We start from the raw sequence: 17,248 nt of genomic DNA, 5'->3' as shown, positions 1-17,248 counted from the left end.
CCTAAGCCCCACCGACGCCGACACCAACGACTCCGCCGGCTTCCCCCCGGGCGCCACGCTGTGCGCCAAGTGCAATACCAAGGCGCTGGTGCTGATGGATGGCTGTCAGACGTGCCTTAACTGTGGGTATAGCAAGTGCGGCTAAACGCAATCGCTTTGTTGGGGCTTTTCGATAGTGCGTTTTGGGAAAACTCACAATAACGTTGAACTAGTAACCCCATAACGTTGAACTAAATGGAGTCATAAAATTGAACCACGGTCGGGCCGGAAGGCGCGATGTTTAGAGGTAAAGCAAAAAGAGCCGGATTCGCAATGAATCCGGCTTCTTTTTTGAACGCTTGGGCACGCCCAACTACCGCACCATCGCATGAAGTGGGTCGTGCAATCTGTCGGGGCAGAGTGGTTCGATGCGCTGGCCAATGCCTACGCGACGTATGCGAAAGAGTTTGGCGGCGGTTGGAAGTACCTCGTCCGTGCCTCTCTTCCTATAAACGACAGCATTCAGCGGCACACAGACATTTCTACGTCATATCGTGCGCGCAACCTGCGATAAACTCGATTCAGTCTCTTGCAGAGGAGGGCTTCGGATGTATCCCGATGAGTCGTCTAGAGATCCTACTTCACCTATTCAGCGCTGGAACGGTGCCACGCCCTTGGTGATGACGGGCATCGTCTTCGTGATGGTTGTCATGGATCTCATTCGCTATGGATTCCATGCGCCTCGCCATGACGAAGATAACGCCGACCATATCGCCATACTGCTGATGTTCGGCCAAATACCCATCGTCGTCAGCTTTCTATGGTCGGGCAGAAAAGAGATCAAACGCATCGCGACGGTGTTTATCGCGCAGGTTGCGTTTTGGTTTATGACATACGTTCTGGCGTTGCAGTAACCCGCCAAACGATAGGGTGCAAATTTTCTGATTTTTGTTGGCGCTGGCCTGCGTCAGTGTTTCGCTCTACACGCGATTCCGCCGTGCCGATCGCGCGCTTCGTAGATTTAGCTTGTCCGTATCCTGTCCGGACAATACGGACAACTGTCCGCGGACAAGGTGGCTCATTCCGAGCACCACGCACAAATGGCGCTGTTATGCGGTTTTCGAGGTACTGATGCGGTTGGCATCAGGCTTGCACCATCAACCTCGAAAGCCTCACTCATCCATCCAACGGAGAACCGCCATGAAATTCGAAACCCTGATGCTCAACAGCTTGTTCGCTGCCTGCGTAGTGCTTTGTGTGTCGACCTTGGCTGCGATGATCGCCTAAGCCGTCGCCGAAGTTGCTTGTTACTTGCATGTTTTTGTCGGCGCCGAAAACAGCGCTACTCATTGAAGGAATGATGATGCCTCAACGGATTGCGAAGAACGCAAAGTCTTCGGCACGGAACATGCGGTGGTTGGGTTGCTCGCTGGCGCTGATTTGCTCGACTGCCGCTGTTACCGCATACGCTTCGACGACAAGAGTAAGCAGCGACAATCCGCACCGCTCGACATTGGATATCGCCGTCGATAAGGCAGCTAACGACTTTTTTCGCAATCGCTGCCATGTTGGGGTTTCCATCGCGGTGGTTGAAGAAGATCGTTCTTACTTCTACGACTACGGCAGCATTTCCCGCAACAAAGCCGAGCGGCCCACGCGGCAAAGCATCTACGAGTTGGCATCGGTCACTAAGACGTTTACCGCGGCATTGGCGGCGCGAGCGGTTGTTGACGGTCGCATGAGCCTCGATGGCGATTTCCGCAACGACTTGCCGGGTGACTACGGCAATCTCGCGTGGAACGGAAAACCCATCACTTTGCGCACATTGGTCACGCACTACGCCGGCATGCCGCGCGACATTCCCGATACGGATCCCCTTTTTGCGAACAAGCATTCGCCCGACTTTAACGCTCGCATGGTTGCCCTCAACCAGGGCTTCGGCCGCGAGCAATTCCTGGCAGCGCTGCACAATACCAAGTTGCACAGTGCGCCCGACGAAAAGCAGGTTTACTCTAACGCCGGTTTTCTGCTGATCGGGCTTGGACTTGAAAAGGTTTATGGCAAGCCGATCGATGAACTGTTGCAGCAGTACATCACGCGGCCGCTTGGCATGACATCCACGGGCTTCGTGCTGGATGGCAGCGAACAGTCGCGTCTGGTCAACGGCTACGATCGCTACGGCCGCCTTACGCCGTATCACTTGCCAAACGCAGGAGCGGCATGGGGTCTCTATGCGTCCACCGAAGACATGGCGAAATATGTTCGCTGGCAACTGGATGACAGCGATCCTGTCATCCGTCTATCGCATCACGTCTTGATGGGGAAGGCGGATGACGGCGATGCCATGGCCTGGAATCTTGGCAAAGACCAAGGCCAGCCCATCGTCTGGCATAGCGGCGGCAGTTTCGGCATGTCCAGCCAGGCGGTGCTCTATCCAAAACAGCACGAAGGATTCGTACTGCTGGCCAACGATGCATGCGACGGAACCGAGGGCGCGCTGAAAACCATCGCCGAGACAGTGCATGGGCGTTAATTGATGGAACAGTCCAGCGCGCCTCTGGATGCGAACTACAACTGTCAGGTCAACACGTAGTTCTTGGGCTGTGGCGCAGCGGGAAGATTACGTTCGCCCAATAGCTCAAGCAGCGATGCCTGGATACCTTCGGACATGGCATCCAGTGGCAGGTCGTTAGGTTCGGTGCCGAAGGGTTCTTCAATTTCCGAACTCAGCGCTTCCAGTGCAAAGAACGTGTACGCGATAAAGGTGACGACGAATGGCGTCATCGCGCCGATGGAATCCACTAGACCGAAGGGAAGCAGCAGGCAATAAAGGTACACCGTGCGGTGGATGATCACGCCGTAGGTAAAGGGGATGGGTGTGCCAGCGATGCGTTCGCAACCGCCAAGCGCATCGCTCAGATGTCCCATATGCACCTGCATTGCTTGCGCCAGCGGTGGGGTGAGCTGGCCTTCCAATCGACAATCTCGAAGCCATTCGTCGGCCATCAGCAAGATCGCGGAGGCTTTGTAACGCGCACCGATCAAGCGGGAAAGATCATCCGTAGACAGCCAGCGCGCCAGATCCGCATCAGGATCTGTGTGGCGCAGCTGATGGCGCAAGGCGTGCACAAAAGCGATAAGCCGATGGACGAACACAGCGCTATCCGAACTACCATCGATCAAGGTCAGCGACTGCCGCGCCAATGACCTGGTGTTGTTCAACACCTCACCCCACAACATGCGCGCTTCCCAGTAGCGCGCATAGCTGGTGTTGTTGCGGAAGCCCAAAAAGATCGCCAGCGTCAGGCCGATCAGCGAGAACGGCACAAACGTTAGAGAGACCTTCCAGACATAAACGCGGCCGTGAAGCAGGGTGACGGCCAACGCAAATACCAGAGTCAGCAATAGCTGCGGCAGAATCACCGGCAGTACCGAGCCCCGAACGACGAGCAGAAGACGAAACCAGTTGGGACGGGGACGGACGATCATTGCGGCTTTATCGGCGAGGTGTGTACTGGGCGAAATTACACCATAGTCTCCAACTAAAGCGTGGAGGAAGGGTTGCGCCGCCCGCAGAGAGCCACCGCGCGTGAGATTTCGCGGGTTCTCGTGTCAGAACGAGTAGCTGCGCATTTTTATTGAGAGCCACCCGTGCCCAACGTTGCGCCACCATCCGCATAGATCGTCTGCCCAGTGATATAACTGGCATTGTCAGAACACAGGAACGCAATGAGCGCCGCGATTTCCTGGGGCTGTCCCAGTCGCTTCATAGGTACCTGTGCGATATAACGCGCCTCGCCTTCGCCGCCGGCCGGGTTGTTGGCACGAAACAGTTCCGTCTCGGTGGGGCCGGGGGCTACGGCGTTGGCAGTAATACCGTGCGTCGCGTGTTCAATGGCTATGGTGCGGGTCATGCTTTCCAGCGCTGCCTTGGATGCCGCATAGCTTGTGCGGAAAGGCAAGCCTTTGGTGACCAGGCTCGTCACGTTCACGATTCTTCCGAATGCCGCTTCACGCATGTTGGGAAGCACCGCCTGCGTGAGCACCAACGCGGGGCGAAGATTGATATCGAGTACGTTGGCGAAGTCGTCCGCTGCGACGTTGCTGAAGTGTTCGTGGCGCGCGATGCCGGCGTTGTTCACGATGCCGACAATGTCGCCTCTAGCCGCCAACTGGTTTGCCAATTGCGTTGTCGCCGCGACGTCGGACAGGTCACACGTTAGAAACTCGCCGGGAAAGTTATCCACGGCATGACGCGCGATACCGATGACGTACCAGCCATTGGCTGCCAGCATCTCGGCCGCAGCGCGGCCAATACCCTTCGAAGCTCCGGTAACGACGATAGTGCGACGCATAAGGTTTGTACTCGATGTGTGGCAAGTAGGGACTTTTACATGGTCAGCGTTTGAGACAATCGAGTGCCCCGCAACTACGGACAATAAGATGCGGGGCACTCACGTAGATCGATCAAGCAGCAGCCTTGAGTTTGCCAGGAGCCTTCCATTCCGCGCCTTTCATGAAGGAATCGAGCGGCGTTTCGGCAAGATGGTTGGTGTAGTTGGAGATGAGCTTGGTGGCGGCGAGTACGAGCACATCCAATATGGCGCGGTTGTCATAACCGGCTGCTTTGAACGCCTCCACATCGGCAGGGCTCACGACACCGCGATTACGTGTCACCAGCGCCGCAAAATGTCGAAGGGCTTCCAGCTTGGCATCGGCGATGGGACGGCCTTCACGTACGGCGGCAATCGCTGCTTCATCGACCTTGGCCATGCGCGACAAATTGGTATGGCCTGCCATGCAATACACGCACTCGTTTTCATAGATGATCGACAGGTAAACGATGTTGCGCTCCACCGGCGTAAAGCTGGTCTTCTCGGCAATGGTCCACAGCGTCGCGTACGCTTCGAGGGCTGCGGGGCTTTCAGCGAGAACGCGGTGCAGATTGGGCACGAATCCCCAAGCTTTCTGCACATCTTTCAGAATGTCCGCTGAGCCGGCGGGTGCTGTTGCGATGTCATGAACCTTGAATGCATTGATAGTCATGAGAGTTCTCCTTGGAACCTTGAGTTGGTACTGAGAGAGGGTGAGTGCGTTGTAGTGTTCTTGCGTAACGGGGCGTATCACTGCGCCGTATAGCCGCCATCCACAGCAATGCGTTGACCAGTGAGATAGCGAGCCTTATCGCTGGCGAGGAAAAGAATGGTCTGCGCGATTTCGTCGACCGTTGCGGCGCGCTTGGCCGGCATGGAGTTGAGGAAATTGGTTTTCGCTTCCTCACTGCCGCCAGCGAACCGATCCAGCATCTCCGTGGCGACGGGACCCGGTGCAACGGCATTCACACGTACGCCCGCTGCGGCGCCTTCCAGCGCAACGCTCTTGGTGAGACCTTCGACGGCATGCTTGCTGGCTGCGTAGACCGATGCGCCTGGAATGCCGACTTGGCCGGCAATAGACGACAGGTTGATGATCGAACCGGAACCCTGCGGCAACATCACGCGCATCTCATGCTTGAGCGATAGCACGGTGCCGAGCACGTTGGTAGAAAACGTGCTTTCGTAGGCTTCGGGCGTTTGGTCCACAATCGGGCCGAGTTCACCCTCGGTACCTGCATTGTTCACGGCAACATCGATGCGGCCAAAACGTTCGACGGTGCGGTCGATGAGGTTGCGTACATCGTTCTCGAAACGCACATCGGCGCGAACGAATTCGGCTTCTGCGCCGAGCTTGCGCAATTCGTCGACCAGTGCGTAACCGGCTTCTTCGCGACGGCCGCTGACGACCAGACGCGCACCTTCTTTAGCAAATGCGATGGCCGTGGCACGGCCTATGCCAGCCAGGGCGCCAGTGATCAGAACGACTTTGGTATTCATGGTTCGACTCCGTCAAGGTTGGGAATTGGACGGAACGAACTTTGGCGCAGTGTCCGCGCTTCAACTAGAAAGCTGCGGGGAATACCAATTAGTCCTAGTGGGAATGGAGACGGCCGCTCAGCTGGAATGGTGTTTTTTCAAGCGCAAATAGCCTAGGTATCGTCACAAATGCGACCAGGCTTGACCGTGCTTGATCGTCATTCCGCCGGCTTCCGCTGGGATGACGGGCGCTAACTGCCTGCGCTAATCAGATTCCACGGAGGTGAGATGAGAACATCGATAGACGAATTCCTGCTGGGAATGAGAGATATGCATGCGCCGTGGGTTCTCTGAACGGCGGGGCGCATCGAACATGGCGTCAACTCACCTAGGAGCTAAACCATGTCTCTCCAAGCTACGTTAGATGCATTCAAGGCGGACTTTCGCGCAGGCAAGCCTCCCTATAGCGCGCCATCCGACATTCACCCCATCATGGAGCGCGCGACGGTCGAGCTGATTGCATCGGGTCAGGCGAGCCGCGCCGCCAAGGCCGGCGACAAGGTGCCTATGTTTACCCTGCAAGATGGTCATGGCCATGAGGTTTCGTCGCAGGAGCTTTTAGGCGAGGGCCCACTGGTCGTTAGTTTTTATCGCGGCGTGTGGTGTCCGTATTGCAACTTCGAACTTCAAGCGCTGGAAGCCACGCTGCCGATGATTCGAGAAGCCGGAGCAAACCTCGTTGCGATCTCGCCGCAGCTGGCAGTCAACAGCCAGAAGTCAGAACGCACCAATCATCTGAGTTTTCCGATTCTCAGTGACCCGAATAATCGGGTCGCCGATAGCTTCGGCGTGCGCTATGCGTTGCCCAATTATCTCGTGGACCTCTACAAGCGGCTGAAAAACAATCTACCGGCTTTTAATGGCGACGACAGTTGGACGCTTCCTATCCCGGCACGTTATGTCATCGCACCGGATCGCACCATCGTGTATGCAGAAGTCAATCCGGATTACACGCAACGTCCGGAGCCAGAAGACTTGCTTCCTGTGCTTAGGCAGTACGGCAAGCGCTGAATGTTAGGAAGCGTCATCGTCCTGAGGCGGGGCGATCTCCTTCAAGATCGCCTCCACAAAATCGGCGAAGGCTCGCGCTTTGGCACTCACCATACGTCCCGTGGGGAATAGTGCCCATACATCGATCGGCGGCAGCGTCCAATCGTCGAGCAACGTTTGAACTTCACCGTTACGGATCTCCGATGCAAACATCCATTCAGACGCAATAGCGATACCCATGTCCGCCAATACAGCCGCGCGCACGCCCTCAGCCGCAGAGACCACGATGCGTCCAGCGACCATCACGGATACGACGGTGTCGCCGCGTTGAAAATCCCACGAGGTATTACCACCGTTTGGACTGTAGACCACGGCTTCATGTCGGGCCAATTCCGCGGGTGTCTTGGGCGCGCCATTCGATTGAATGTAACGCGGCGTTGCGAGGACGTGTCGTCGCGATTGAGCGAGATGCCGAGCGGTCATGTTCGAATCGGGCAGTGTCCCCATGCGCAACGCCACATCGATGCCTTGCTCGATGAGATCGATATTTCGGTCGTCCAGCCTGACGTCGATCTGCAGATCCGGGTGCTTGCTTAGAAACCTATTCAATCGAGGAATGATATGTAGCCTGGAGAAGGTTACCGCGGCGCTTACTCGAAGCTTTCCCGATAGCCCTTTGCCCGTGCCGCGCGCGACCAAATCGGCTTCGTTGGCTTCCTCGATGGAACGCTTCGCGCGCTCGTAGTAGTGCTGACCCGCTTCGGTGGGTGTCAGGCCGCGCGTGGAGCGCAGCAGCAGGCGCACGCCAAGGTGATCTTCAAGCTGGGCGATGGATTTGGAGACCGCAGGCTGACCGACATTAAGTCGCCGCGCCGCCGCGGAAAACGAACCCGTTTCCACCACGCAGATAAAGGTTTCCATGACGGCGAATCGGTCCATAACCCTCGTTCTCTAGCAGAGTGGGGTGGCGTCAACGTTCGGGCCAAAAAATCGCCCGTACCTTCCCTTCGCGCATGAGAATACACCGCTCGGCAGCAGCTATCGATTCACCCCATGATTGATTCACCCCATGACTAACGTCCGTAGGCAAGCCAGGGCGAGCGTGTCATTCTCGCGGCAACAGATTGTGGCCGGCCATTCTCCAGCGCACGTTAGCAATCGATGGGACGAGCATATGGATACGAACAATAAGACGGCGCGTGTCGCGGGCTTGTTGTATTTGATCACCGTCGTCACCGGCATATTCAGTCTCATCGTTGTGCCTTCGCGTATTAGTGCGCATGGCGATGCGGCCATGACTGTTACCAACATCGTGACGAATGAAACGCTTTTCCGTCTCGGTATTGCTTCGGGCACGCTAGGCTACGTCGCCTTTCTGATATTGCCGCTGGCGCTCTATAAATTGCTCAGCTCTGTCAACAGAAATATGGCCGTGCTCATGGTGGCTTTGGCCGTGGCTTGCGTGCCCATTTATTTCGTTGCGCTCGCCCATCAGATGGATATTCTTTCGCTGGTGGACGGCGACAAATACAAACTGTTGGTTACCTCGGACCAGCTGCGTGAAAGAGTCATGTTCTCGATGGGCGAGTACGACAACACGGTTTTCATATCCGAGATATTCTGGGGACTTTGGCTACTTCCTTTCGGCTATCTGGTATTCAAGTCGGGATTTCTTCCCAAAGTCATCGGCATTCTTTTGATGCTGGGCTGCTTCAGCTATTTGATCAGCTTCTTCGCACAAATCGTTTTCCCGCACGCGACGATATCGAATCTCGTCATGCTGCCGGCTTCATTCGGCGAAATCGGGATCTGTCTGTGGCTTCTGATCGTTGGCGTGAGACACCCCAAACAAGCCGCTGGCTGAGTGCATCGGAAGCCAAGATGGGGCGGAGTGGGTCGCCTCATTTTGCATGTCGATTTGACCATGGTTGCTTCGTCGTATAACAAGACGGCCAGGTGGGCCGTTTTGTCCGTTCCGACAACAAGGCATAACGATGACATTGAAACTCTACGCACACCCATTCTCTTCGTACTGTCAAAAGGTGCTTGTCGCGCTCTATGAAAACGGTACGCCGTTTGAGTGGCGCGTGCTCAGTCACGACGACCCGGCGATGACAGCTGAATTTGCCGAGCTGTGGCCGCTCAGGCGCATGCCCGTTTTAGTGGATGGTGATCGCACCGTGATGGAAGCGGCGATCATCGTCGAATACCTGGGATTGAAATACCCAGGACCGGTTTCGCTGTTACCCAAGGATCCCGGTGCGGCCTTGGACGTGCGCCTGATGGATCGTTTCTTCGAGAACTATATTTCCACGCCGCAACAGCGAATCGTATTTGACGCCCTGCGTCCGGAAGCGGAGCGCGATCCTTTCGGCGTGACAGATGCACGCAAAGTGCTCGATACCGCTTATGCGTGGCTGGACAAGCGGATGAGCGGTCGCAAGTGGGCGGCCGGCGAGCATTTCAGTCTTGCCGATTGCAGTGCGGCACCCTTTCTTTTCTATGCGGACTGGACGCACCGTATCGATCCGTCCTTCACGAATGTAATCGCGTATCGAACGCGGCTGCTGGCGCGTCCGTCCTTTGCACGTGCGGTGGACGAGGCGCGTCCCTATCGGCCGTTTTTCCCGCTGGGCGCGCCCGATCGGGATTGATTGATCTCACATCGCATAATGGGTTCTATAGAAAAGGGTGGAGTCATCTGATCAATGGGATGACTCCAAACCTTTTGCGCCGAAGGAGCGGAACAACCTGTTCAGCAATGCTGGGCAATCTTTATTTCGACCTTCAGATCTTCGGGGTTGCCATAAACCAGCCCCGTGGTTCCGCGGTCCCTTGCGTAAAGATCCGGTAGCTTGTTGACCTCCCCCTTTACACCGTCAGCGAAATACGAGTGGGCGACGGGAGTGAAGCCGTATATATGCCACTGATACGGTGGTGCCGGGTAGGGCGACGGTGTTCCCTCGAACTCTCTCCCTGTTGCATAAGCAACGTGAAAGTACAAATTGCCCAGGTCGCCCGGACCGTGATCGTAGGGAATTTGGATGGGTTGATCGGATGCGACACATACGACGGAGGATTGCTGCAGGCCATTGGCGCGTGTCGTGTCGATTTGCACAAGTATGGTCCCTTGTAGCGGTGCCGTGTCAGTCGACAGCGCATGCGATGCAACACTGCTTAGTGCGGCGATACTTATAACTGCCATCAAGCCCATGCGAAGACGAGCCTTTGTACGATGAGGCTGTTTGATCATCATGACACGCTCCTTCAGCGACGAAAGTCCGAGCCAGTTGCATGTGGCGAGTGGGCCCAGGAATGCATAGTGCGTTTTGAGCAACGCTTCACCGTACGTTTTGTGCTGTTTGAAGCGGCTCAGCACGGACGCATCGCAGGCAAGTTCCTGATCGCGGCGAAAGCGGATCAGTGCGAGCCATGCCAGCGGATTGAGCCACGCCATCGCTACGACAATAGTGGCGAGGCTGTTTGCCAGCGCGTCAAGACGTCGGGCGTGTGTCGCTTCATGAGCGAGGATCAACCTGCGTTCCGCTTCGGTGTAACGGATATTGAAATCGTCAGGGATGATAATTACGGGACGGAACACGCCAGCGACGGCAGGCCCGTGCGACCAGTGAGCGCTTTCCAGTACCGGAATGTTTTCAAAAGACGGGAGCGCTTTTGCGTTGCCGATGACACGTCGAATAGTCATCCACCCCTTCAAGGATGCGGCGAAAATCGCTATCGCCCCCGCGAGCCATAAGCTCGCCGCGATCCCGGTCCAGGGTATGGCATGGGCTAAAGCAGAAGATGGCGTTACGTGATGCGTTGCCACCTGGGTCGTTGCAACAAGATACGGATGTGCGACAGCCAATGGCTGAATAGGCAGCAGCGATATCGCCACCAACAGCGGAATTACCACCCATAATGTGTAGGTGACCTGTGCCCCGAAAAGACGCAATACAGGGCCTCTTGCTACAAGGGTGATGACGATGCCGAGAGAAAGGCCAAGCATCGCGTGCATGCCAAGAGAAAATGCCTCGATACTAATCATCGTCAAGCTCCCGAAGAAGTTTGCGCAACTCTGCGAGGTCGCGTTTGGAAAGCTTATTTTTTTCCGAAAAATGCGCCACGAAAGGCGTGATGCGACCACCAAACAGCCGGTCGACAAGCGATTTGCTCTCGCTGTGCAGATAGTCTGTGCGGGCCAGGACGGGGTAGTAGAGGAACCGCCGGCCGTCCTTTTTCGTGCGCACCGCGCGTTTGTGCACCAATCGGCTCAACAGCGATTTCACGGTGCTCTCCTGCCACGCTTGTTGGGCACCCACGGTCTCAAGCAGCTCGGTTGCTGTAAGAGGCGAGTTCTCCCAGAGCGCGTGCATGATCAAGGCTTCGGATTCGCTGATGGACATATCAATCGTCTACATTTGTAGTCGTTACTGTCTACGCTTGTAGACGATGGGTGTCAATGGCGTCCTTGTGTAAAGTTTCCTGAAGGGTTTTCCAGGCGCACAAAGAAAAAGGGACCGACGCGCAGTCGGTCCCTTCATACCAATCTTTTGCAGAGACTTACGGAGTGCGTGAGCGTTCGATTGGCCACACGTTGAAAGCAAAAACGTAGAACATGATGATGTTGACGAGCGGAATAAAAATCAAAAGCGACCATGCGCCGTTGTAACCAGCCTTGGCGACGGTCTTCCAGGCGGGAATCACCATCAGAATGCCAGCGATCAACCCGAAGAACGGGTGGAAATGCGGTTCCATACGTTGCCCCTTTGCTCTACACGGAAGGGAGCACTAGCTTACGCCAAAGCGGGCAGGGCGATTTTGGCCGCTACGGCCGTCGAGTTCATGACAAAAAAACGGGCCCAGAAGGCGATCAGGGGTCGCCGACTGAGCCCGTCCACTACAACGCAAAAATCGACCGATCCGAATCAGCAGCACATCCATTGGGATGGTGGCAGCACGCCGTACTTCGTCGGTATTTCATCGATCCGCGTGGCGACCCAGTCGTAGTTGTCCAGACCTGCCTGTTCCTTGATGACATCGGCGCGCTGCAGGTATTCGATCCAGAAGTCCATGCCACCGTTTTCCGTCAACAAGCGCGGCACAGAGATATCCAATTTGCTGAGCATGTGCTCGATCTGATCGGTTGTGGGGTACACGGCGTCACCATTCATTGGGGCGGCGGAAAACCTTAGGGCTACCCGTCCATGACGTTTGAGGCGCATTTTTTTGAAATGGTTGCATGGTCCCAGCGATAGACGCCCACGTGTGAGGACACCAGCATGGGTTAGACCTTTGTTTTGTCGATGGTTTACGTCAGACTGACGATGGGGGTCTTGCTGATATGTCGGCAGCCGTGCCGATGAATGCAAGCAGCAGGCGAATCGGGAACCAGGGGGAAAACATGAGCGTGAACAATCCATACGACGCACCAAAATCCACGGTGGAAGACGTGGCTCAACACAGCCAGGCACTCGATCAGGTAGCAAGCGGCCAGAAACTTATTATTTATTCGATCCTGCTGAGTTTCGCGAGCATGGCAGCGAATACTGCATTTCCACCTGCCGTAGTGTTTGCGCTGGTACTAATCACAGCAGTCATGAGCATTGTGGGTGCCGTACGCCTGTGCAACGGCATGGGGTTTTCGACCTTGAGCAAGGTGCTTGTCATCGTCGGCTTGTTGCTGCCGATCGTGAGCCTCTTCGTTCTGGTAACGCTTAGCATCCGTGCTACCAGTCGATTGAAAGAGGCGGGTTACAAAGTGGGTTTGTTAGGCGCAAAGCGCTAAGGTCTCTGCGCAGGTGTCATGAAAAAGGGCGGCCTTTCAGCCGCCCTTCTTTTTTGCATCTGGCTAACGCGTTGAAGTTATGGCAACGACGTATTGGGCGTCAGCGTCGCAACATCCACGCCCTGCACCTGGGTCATGTTCATGCTGAACTTCGACAGCGCATTCTCGCCCAGCAGTAGCTCGCACTTTCCACAAGACATCGCTTTGACATTGTCCAATTCAATTGGGCCCACCAGCATGTGATCGATCATGACTTCCTTGGCGTCGACTTCGCGGCCATCGGCAAGCTTGGCCAGTACATGCGCGCGCACGATCTTGTACGGCGCTTTGGAGGCGACGAGGAAATCGTCGTTGAGCAACACGTCTGTCGCGCCCGTATCGACTACAAACGCACGCGTACCGGACTCGCCCACGCTCACCGGTGCGTAGAACGTGCCATCCAATTTCTCCATGCGGATGCCTTTGGCTTCATCCGATTTGGCCATGCCATTGTGCAGGGCCGATTCGATCGCCATGCGATCGCCGATGAAATACGGTTGTTGGCCTTTCGTATCCAGGTATTGGTCGAATTCAGCGAGTAGCGCGAGCGCTTCGTAATTGCGCTTCTTCATGATCAGCAGCTTGGAAAGCTTTCCGCGCACGTCCACGAGCGAGGGCACGATTTTCAACGTCTTGTAGGACCAGTCGATGGCTTCGTCTGTGCGACCGACTTTGGCAAGGCTATCGGCATAGTAAGCAAAGATGTCATAGGTGCCTTCGCCCATGCTGATGTCTTTTTCGAATTGGTCGATGGCTTGCTGATCCTTGTCTTCTTCGTTCAACACAAAGCCCAGATTCGCGATGGCTTTGGTGTCGGTGGGGCGAAGCTTGATGTACTGCGTCCAGTTCGCTTCCGCACAGGGCAGGTTGGCGCTGTTCTGTTGGCAGCTGACTGCCGTCGCTTCGAGCTGCGATGGCGATGCGTTCGGTTGCACAGTGTAGGCTGGCGCCGCGGGCGCAGCTTGCTGCATAGCGCTTGGTGCGGACGCGGAGGGTGAATCGTCCGAACAGCCGGCGAGCAGGCACGTGCCCGACAAGGCGATCAGTGCGAGCGTCCGGCATCGAAAGGTGTGGGTACTGATCATGGTGTATCCCTTCATGTTTGATCGTTGGAGTTCGGCGCGAAGGAGCCAACGCCCCACGGATGCGCGTGGCTCAAAAGAAATGAGGAAAAGACGATGCCGGCGGGGTGCGCACGGGCGATGGACATCGCCACGGTTCCGTTCGCGATAAGTTCATGCACAGTCATCAGCACTCTCCCGTTGCTGGTTCGTCAGCGGGGAATGCGATGGCCGATGCGCGTGACGGCAAGCCAAACGCGGCAACGCCCCGAAAAGACGGGTCGTTATGGTTCGGACTGCGCAAGCCTGGATTCCCCTGCGGGCTAATCTAGCCCACTCCCTTGGCAGCCACCAGATGGGCGCCGCTTAACCCGCTAAACGGTGCCTGTCGTCAGCTAGCCGTATTCCTTTGCGCGATTTTGTTCAGCTAGTTGTGCGCCGAGCCCATCCGTGACGGACAACGGCAGGTGGATCAAGGACGGGCTGATGCAGTCAGGCGCTCATCGCTGACGGCGATTCGTCTAGTGTCTCGTGAATCGTCGCCGCGATGCGCTGCGCCAGTTCGGCATAGCTCTCCGCACGCGGATGACGTTTGCGCTTGGGAGCGTCGGCAAGAAGATCGATGGCTGTGCCTTCTTTCGTATCGCGCTGGTGGAGAAACAGACACGCTCTGGGTGCATCGAGAAACACGTGGATCTCGGCGAAGAGTTGCGGAAAGAATTCCGAGAGCACGCGCGGCCCTACGAAAATCTTCATCGAGCGAGTGCCGTTGCGACGAAGACGCCGCATGGCTTCTTCCATTTCGACGACGAGGGAATGATCTTCGGGAAGTTCCAGCTCATGCAGCAAGATCGTTTCCATCTCATGGGCAGCCTTGCGAGCTTCCATTTCGATACGGCCGAGAAAGCCCATGCGCAATTCCTGCCGCGTGTAGCGCAGCGGCATCGTGGAGACCTGCGTGCCGTCTTTGCGCACGATCCACGAATGATTGACACGTTCAAAGGAGATGCCCGCTTCATCGTAGCTCTGCCGACAATGTTCGGCGCTGATGCTGGCGTGCGCTGCCCAGGCAGCTTTCAGATAGGCGAGATTCGGCCGGGTGCTGATCATGTTGGTTTCCCTGTAAGTACCACCCCAGGGCGCTATGCAATGGGGTTCGACAGGGTTATCGGCCGGGCCGGCGGAAACTTCAGGGGCTTAGCTGAAGCACCCTGGCAATGCGTGTGGCGACCTCGTAGGCATCGCCGGAGGGCTTATCGGCGTAGCGCTGCTGGCCGCGATTCCACGCATCCCCGAGCGCAAACCAGTCGATCGGCTCGGGAGGCTTTCCCGTGCTCAGCGCGTCGTCCAGCGACCGGAAATAAGTCTGCCAGCGCAGGCGGTAGTAATCGTGGGTCAGGCCTGCCCAATCCTTATTGCCGTAGTCATGCAGGCTGGCGCCTTCGCTGGCTTTGCGATCGCCCCACGTGGTGAGCAGGGATCGAGCATCGTAGTCGAGTTGCGTGAGCTCATCGGGCGTCGATGCCCATGGCTGAACCTGCGCGAGCCAGGTGCCCACCAGGAAGAAACGGTTGGTGTTGAGCAGCTCGTCCTGCAAATCCATGAGCTGAAGCCAGCGCTGTGTCAGTGCCTCAAAGCGCGCGCGATCTTTGCTGTTGTAAGCGTCTTTGATTTGCGGCAGCAGTATTCGGCTTTCGTTGGCGAGCGTTTGGCGAGCGATGTCGAGGAGATCATATTGATAGGTGTCGCTGCTGCGCAGGGCCGGTTCGACTTGCAACATCTCGGGCAAGGATTTCTTGAACGCATCGGCGTTGTAGCGCATCGCTTCGGGCGACCAGTTGGAGGCACGATTGACTGTCAGGCTAGGTTGCGCGTTGAAAAGCGATTCCTGCGCGGCATCGCGTTCACTGTTGAAGACGACGTTATCGATACGGATGTTGTAGGCCGTGTTCAAAAGGACACGCCACGCAGCCAGCGCGTGCGGATCGAGCGCCCCGTAGCGCCGCCGCACGTAATCTGCCGTCCAGCGCTCGGTATCTAACGGCTGGTTTCGCCATGCCATTTCGGTGAACAGGTCGAACGCGAAGGGATTGGTGTCCATGCCCTCCGTAAAGACAGCCGTGCCTACCATGTTGTTATTGGCGCGCGCCAGATGCTGAAGGCGCGCGGTGATATTGTTGATGTTGGCGCCCAATGTCGTGCGGCCACCGAATTCCCAGATACCGCCAAACAGGAAAGGCGCGTCCTGAAAATCTTTCTGGCGATCGTCGCGTGGCACGCGGTCATGATTGATATCGATGATCAGCAGATGCTGGCGATCGACACCCGAAAGCAGATCCTGTCGCGGATTGCCCTGCCACGCGAGCATCATCCAGCGCGCCCCGGGGTGCGCCGCCAATAAAGCGTTCTGCACATCGCGTGCGGCTTCGGGCACGGGTACGTTGCCGGAGTCGCCGCCTTCCTGAAACACTTCCATGTCGTAGATCGTGCTGTCGCCAAACAACTCGCGCTGATGTCGATAAAACAGCGCAGCGAGTTTGGCGAACATCGGGTCGCGTGGATCGAGCCAACCCGGCCGCGTAAAGCCGGCCCACTCGCCCTGTGGCACGACGTGCGCGTTCGGAAATTTGTTCTGGAAATCGGCCGGCACGATGCCGTAAAAACCGGGCAATACCGGTGTGATGCCGAGCTCGTGCAATCGCGCGACGATCTTCTGTGCCGATTGCGCACGCTTTTGCATCAACGCGCTGCTGATGGGGCCGTTGAAGCAGCACATATTGCCCATCAATTGCCAGTTCTGATGCGCGGGTTGCGTGATCCAGTTGCGGATCTCATCATCGGAATAACCGACGTCGTGGAAGGTGCGATACAGCACCGTGTCCATGCCGCGCTCGACAATCACCGCGTTGATGCCCGACAGCGCCAGCACATCGATTTCGCGTTCCCAACGCGGCCAGTCCCAGTATGGCGCGGTGTAACCATCGACGTTTTCGTTTAGCGCATAGCGAAAGGCGTAGGGCGTTTCCCGTTCAATCGTGGCAGTCGGCAAGGGAAAGGTGTCTGTCGGACCAAGCCGGTCGCCGTTTGGCGAGATCTGCACGTGCGCTACGTATTTGAGATACCAGTTAACGCCGAAGAGCAATGCGCTTGGGCTGCTGCCTTCGACCTTGATGCGGTTGCCGTCCCTGGAAATGCGGAAACGCTCGTGCCCGTGTTTTGAATCCATCACGCCGAGCTCGAATTGCGAAGCCTGCGTTGGCAGCAAACGGCTAATGACGCTTTGTTCGGGGCGCACATCGAAGGCGGGTGCCAGTGTGGCGTGGGCCGCGGAAACGCCCATCCCCAAGCAGATGGTCGTCAGCAGAAGGGTGCCAAGAGGGCGCTGCATCGAACTCTCCACAAACGTAAGGCTGGCGTTACACCATCATCGCACGAGTTCAGACATGACCTTGGACAGTGGATTCTGTCCATGGGTTGTC

General features: G+C 56.7%; 19 protein-coding genes and 1 pseudogene. 7 read left to right on the top strand and 13 right to left on the bottom strand.

Annotated features, from left to right (window positions below):
* From VK725_RS11070 to VK725_RS11060, 3 genes and pseudogenes are all read left to right on the top strand, one after another.
* Positions 1-145, top strand: a pseudogene (locus tag VK725_RS11070) (NrdJb); the annotation flags it as partial.
* 442 nt (positions 146-587) lie between these two features.
* Positions 588-893 (top strand): hypothetical protein, encoded by a 306-nt coding sequence (locus VK725_RS11065; RefSeq protein ID WP_325318109.1) that lies wholly within the window; start codon positions 588-590, stop codon positions 891-893.
* Between the two features lie 494 nt (positions 894-1,387).
* Positions 1,388-2,512, top strand: a complete 1,125-nt coding sequence (locus VK725_RS11060) for a serine hydrolase domain-containing protein (RefSeq protein ID WP_325318108.1) — start codon at positions 1,388-1,390, stop codon at positions 2,510-2,512.
* Positions 2,513-2,556: 44 nt separating this feature from the next.
* Here VK725_RS11060 and VK725_RS11055 read toward each other — a convergent pair whose 3' ends face one another.
* The 4 genes from VK725_RS11055 to VK725_RS11040 form a co-directional block, all read right to left on the bottom strand.
* Positions 2,557-3,468 carry a bestrophin family protein gene (locus VK725_RS11055; RefSeq protein ID WP_325318107.1) on the bottom strand — a complete coding sequence of 304 codons (912 nt, stop codon included), beginning with the start codon at positions 3,466-3,468 and terminating at the stop codon, positions 2,557-2,559.
* Positions 3,469-3,614: 146 nt separating this feature from the next.
* Positions 3,615-4,334 (bottom strand): SDR family oxidoreductase, encoded by a 720-nt coding sequence (locus VK725_RS11050; protein ID WP_325318106.1) that lies wholly within the window; start codon positions 4,332-4,334, stop codon positions 3,615-3,617.
* 112 nt (positions 4,335-4,446) lie between these two features.
* On the bottom strand, positions 4,447-5,025 hold the full coding sequence (locus VK725_RS11045; RefSeq protein ID WP_325318105.1) for a carboxymuconolactone decarboxylase family protein: 579 nt from the start codon (positions 5,023-5,025) through the stop codon (positions 4,447-4,449).
* 77 nt (positions 5,026-5,102) lie between these two features.
* Positions 5,103-5,852: a glucose 1-dehydrogenase gene (locus tag VK725_RS11040; protein WP_325318104.1), complete on the bottom strand. Its 750-nt coding sequence runs from the start codon at positions 5,850-5,852 to the stop codon at positions 5,103-5,105.
* 381 nt (positions 5,853-6,233) lie between these two features.
* Between VK725_RS11040 and VK725_RS11035 the strand changes: the two genes are divergently transcribed.
* A complete protein-coding gene (locus VK725_RS11035; protein ID WP_325318103.1) occupies positions 6,234-6,902 on the top strand; it encodes a peroxiredoxin-like family protein in 669 nt (222 codons plus the stop codon).
* Positions 6,903-6,905: 3 nt separating this feature from the next.
* Here VK725_RS11035 and VK725_RS11030 read toward each other — a convergent pair whose 3' ends face one another.
* Positions 6,906-7,820, bottom strand: a complete 915-nt coding sequence (locus VK725_RS11030) for a LysR family transcriptional regulator (RefSeq protein ID WP_325318102.1) — start codon at positions 7,818-7,820, stop codon at positions 6,906-6,908.
* A 235-nt stretch (positions 7,821-8,055) separates the two neighbouring features.
* On the opposite strand from VK725_RS11030, the gene VK725_RS11025 reads away from it, so the two are divergent.
* Together VK725_RS11025 and VK725_RS11020 are read left to right on the top strand one after the other, a co-directional pair.
* Positions 8,056-8,745, top strand: coding sequence for a DUF4386 domain-containing protein (locus tag VK725_RS11025; RefSeq protein WP_325318101.1), 690 nt, complete (start codon positions 8,056-8,058; stop codon positions 8,743-8,745).
* Positions 8,746-8,875: 130 nt separating this feature from the next.
* On the top strand, positions 8,876-9,535 hold the full coding sequence (locus VK725_RS11020) for a glutathione S-transferase family protein (protein ID WP_325318100.1): 660 nt from the start codon (positions 8,876-8,878) through the stop codon (positions 9,533-9,535).
* A gap of 101 nt (positions 9,536-9,636) precedes the next feature.
* Here the strand turns inward: VK725_RS11020 and VK725_RS11015 are convergent, their stop codons facing one another.
* The 4 genes from VK725_RS11015 to VK725_RS11000 form a co-directional block, all read right to left on the bottom strand.
* Positions 9,637-10,929 carry a M56 family metallopeptidase gene (locus VK725_RS11015; protein ID WP_325318099.1) on the bottom strand — a complete coding sequence of 431 codons (1,293 nt, stop codon included), beginning with the start codon at positions 10,927-10,929 and terminating at the stop codon, positions 9,637-9,639.
* The gene (locus VK725_RS11010; RefSeq protein ID WP_325318098.1) at positions 10,922-11,287 is read right to left on the bottom strand and encodes a BlaI/MecI/CopY family transcriptional regulator; all 366 of its coding nucleotides are present in this window, start codon (positions 11,285-11,287) and stop codon (positions 10,922-10,924) included. The genes VK725_RS11015 and VK725_RS11010 overlap by 8 nt, the downstream gene beginning before the upstream one ends.
* A gap of 157 nt (positions 11,288-11,444) precedes the next feature.
* Positions 11,445-11,639 (bottom strand): hypothetical protein, encoded by a 195-nt coding sequence (locus VK725_RS11005; protein WP_325318097.1) that lies wholly within the window; start codon positions 11,637-11,639, stop codon positions 11,445-11,447.
* A gap of 170 nt (positions 11,640-11,809) precedes the next feature.
* Positions 11,810-12,040: a hypothetical protein gene (locus VK725_RS11000; RefSeq protein WP_325318096.1), complete on the bottom strand. Its 231-nt coding sequence runs from the start codon at positions 12,038-12,040 to the stop codon at positions 11,810-11,812.
* Positions 12,041-12,285: 245 nt separating this feature from the next.
* On the opposite strand from VK725_RS11000, the gene VK725_RS10995 reads away from it, so the two are divergent.
* Positions 12,286-12,669, top strand: a complete 384-nt coding sequence (locus VK725_RS10995) for a hypothetical protein (RefSeq protein ID WP_325318095.1) — start codon at positions 12,286-12,288, stop codon at positions 12,667-12,669.
* 77 nt (positions 12,670-12,746) lie between these two features.
* Here VK725_RS10995 and VK725_RS10990 read toward each other — a convergent pair whose 3' ends face one another.
* From VK725_RS10990 to VK725_RS10975, 4 genes are all read right to left on the bottom strand, one after another.
* On the bottom strand, positions 12,747-13,793 hold the full coding sequence (locus tag VK725_RS10990; protein WP_325318094.1) for a retroviral-like aspartic protease family protein: 1,047 nt from the start codon (positions 13,791-13,793) through the stop codon (positions 12,747-12,749).
* A gap of 11 nt (positions 13,794-13,804) precedes the next feature.
* Positions 13,805-13,957: a hypothetical protein gene (locus VK725_RS10985; RefSeq protein ID WP_325318093.1), complete on the bottom strand. Its 153-nt coding sequence runs from the start codon at positions 13,955-13,957 to the stop codon at positions 13,805-13,807.
* 304 nt (positions 13,958-14,261) lie between these two features.
* Positions 14,262-14,879: a hypothetical protein gene (locus tag VK725_RS10980; RefSeq protein ID WP_325318092.1), complete on the bottom strand. Its 618-nt coding sequence runs from the start codon at positions 14,877-14,879 to the stop codon at positions 14,262-14,264.
* Positions 14,880-14,958: 79 nt separating this feature from the next.
* Complete coding sequence (locus tag VK725_RS10975; protein WP_325318091.1) at positions 14,959-17,157, bottom strand: alpha-N-acetylglucosaminidase; 2,199 nt, start codon at positions 17,155-17,157, stop codon at positions 14,959-14,961.
* Positions 17,158-17,248: the final 91 nt, after the last annotated feature.

Origin of the sequence: Dyella sp. (genome assembly GCF_035486915.1) — a bacterium.
GTDB lineage: Bacteria > Pseudomonadota > Gammaproteobacteria > Xanthomonadales > Rhodanobacteraceae > Dyella_B.
The sequence above is the reverse complement of the archived record's forward strand: the minus strand, read 5'-3'. Positions and strand labels throughout refer to the sequence as shown.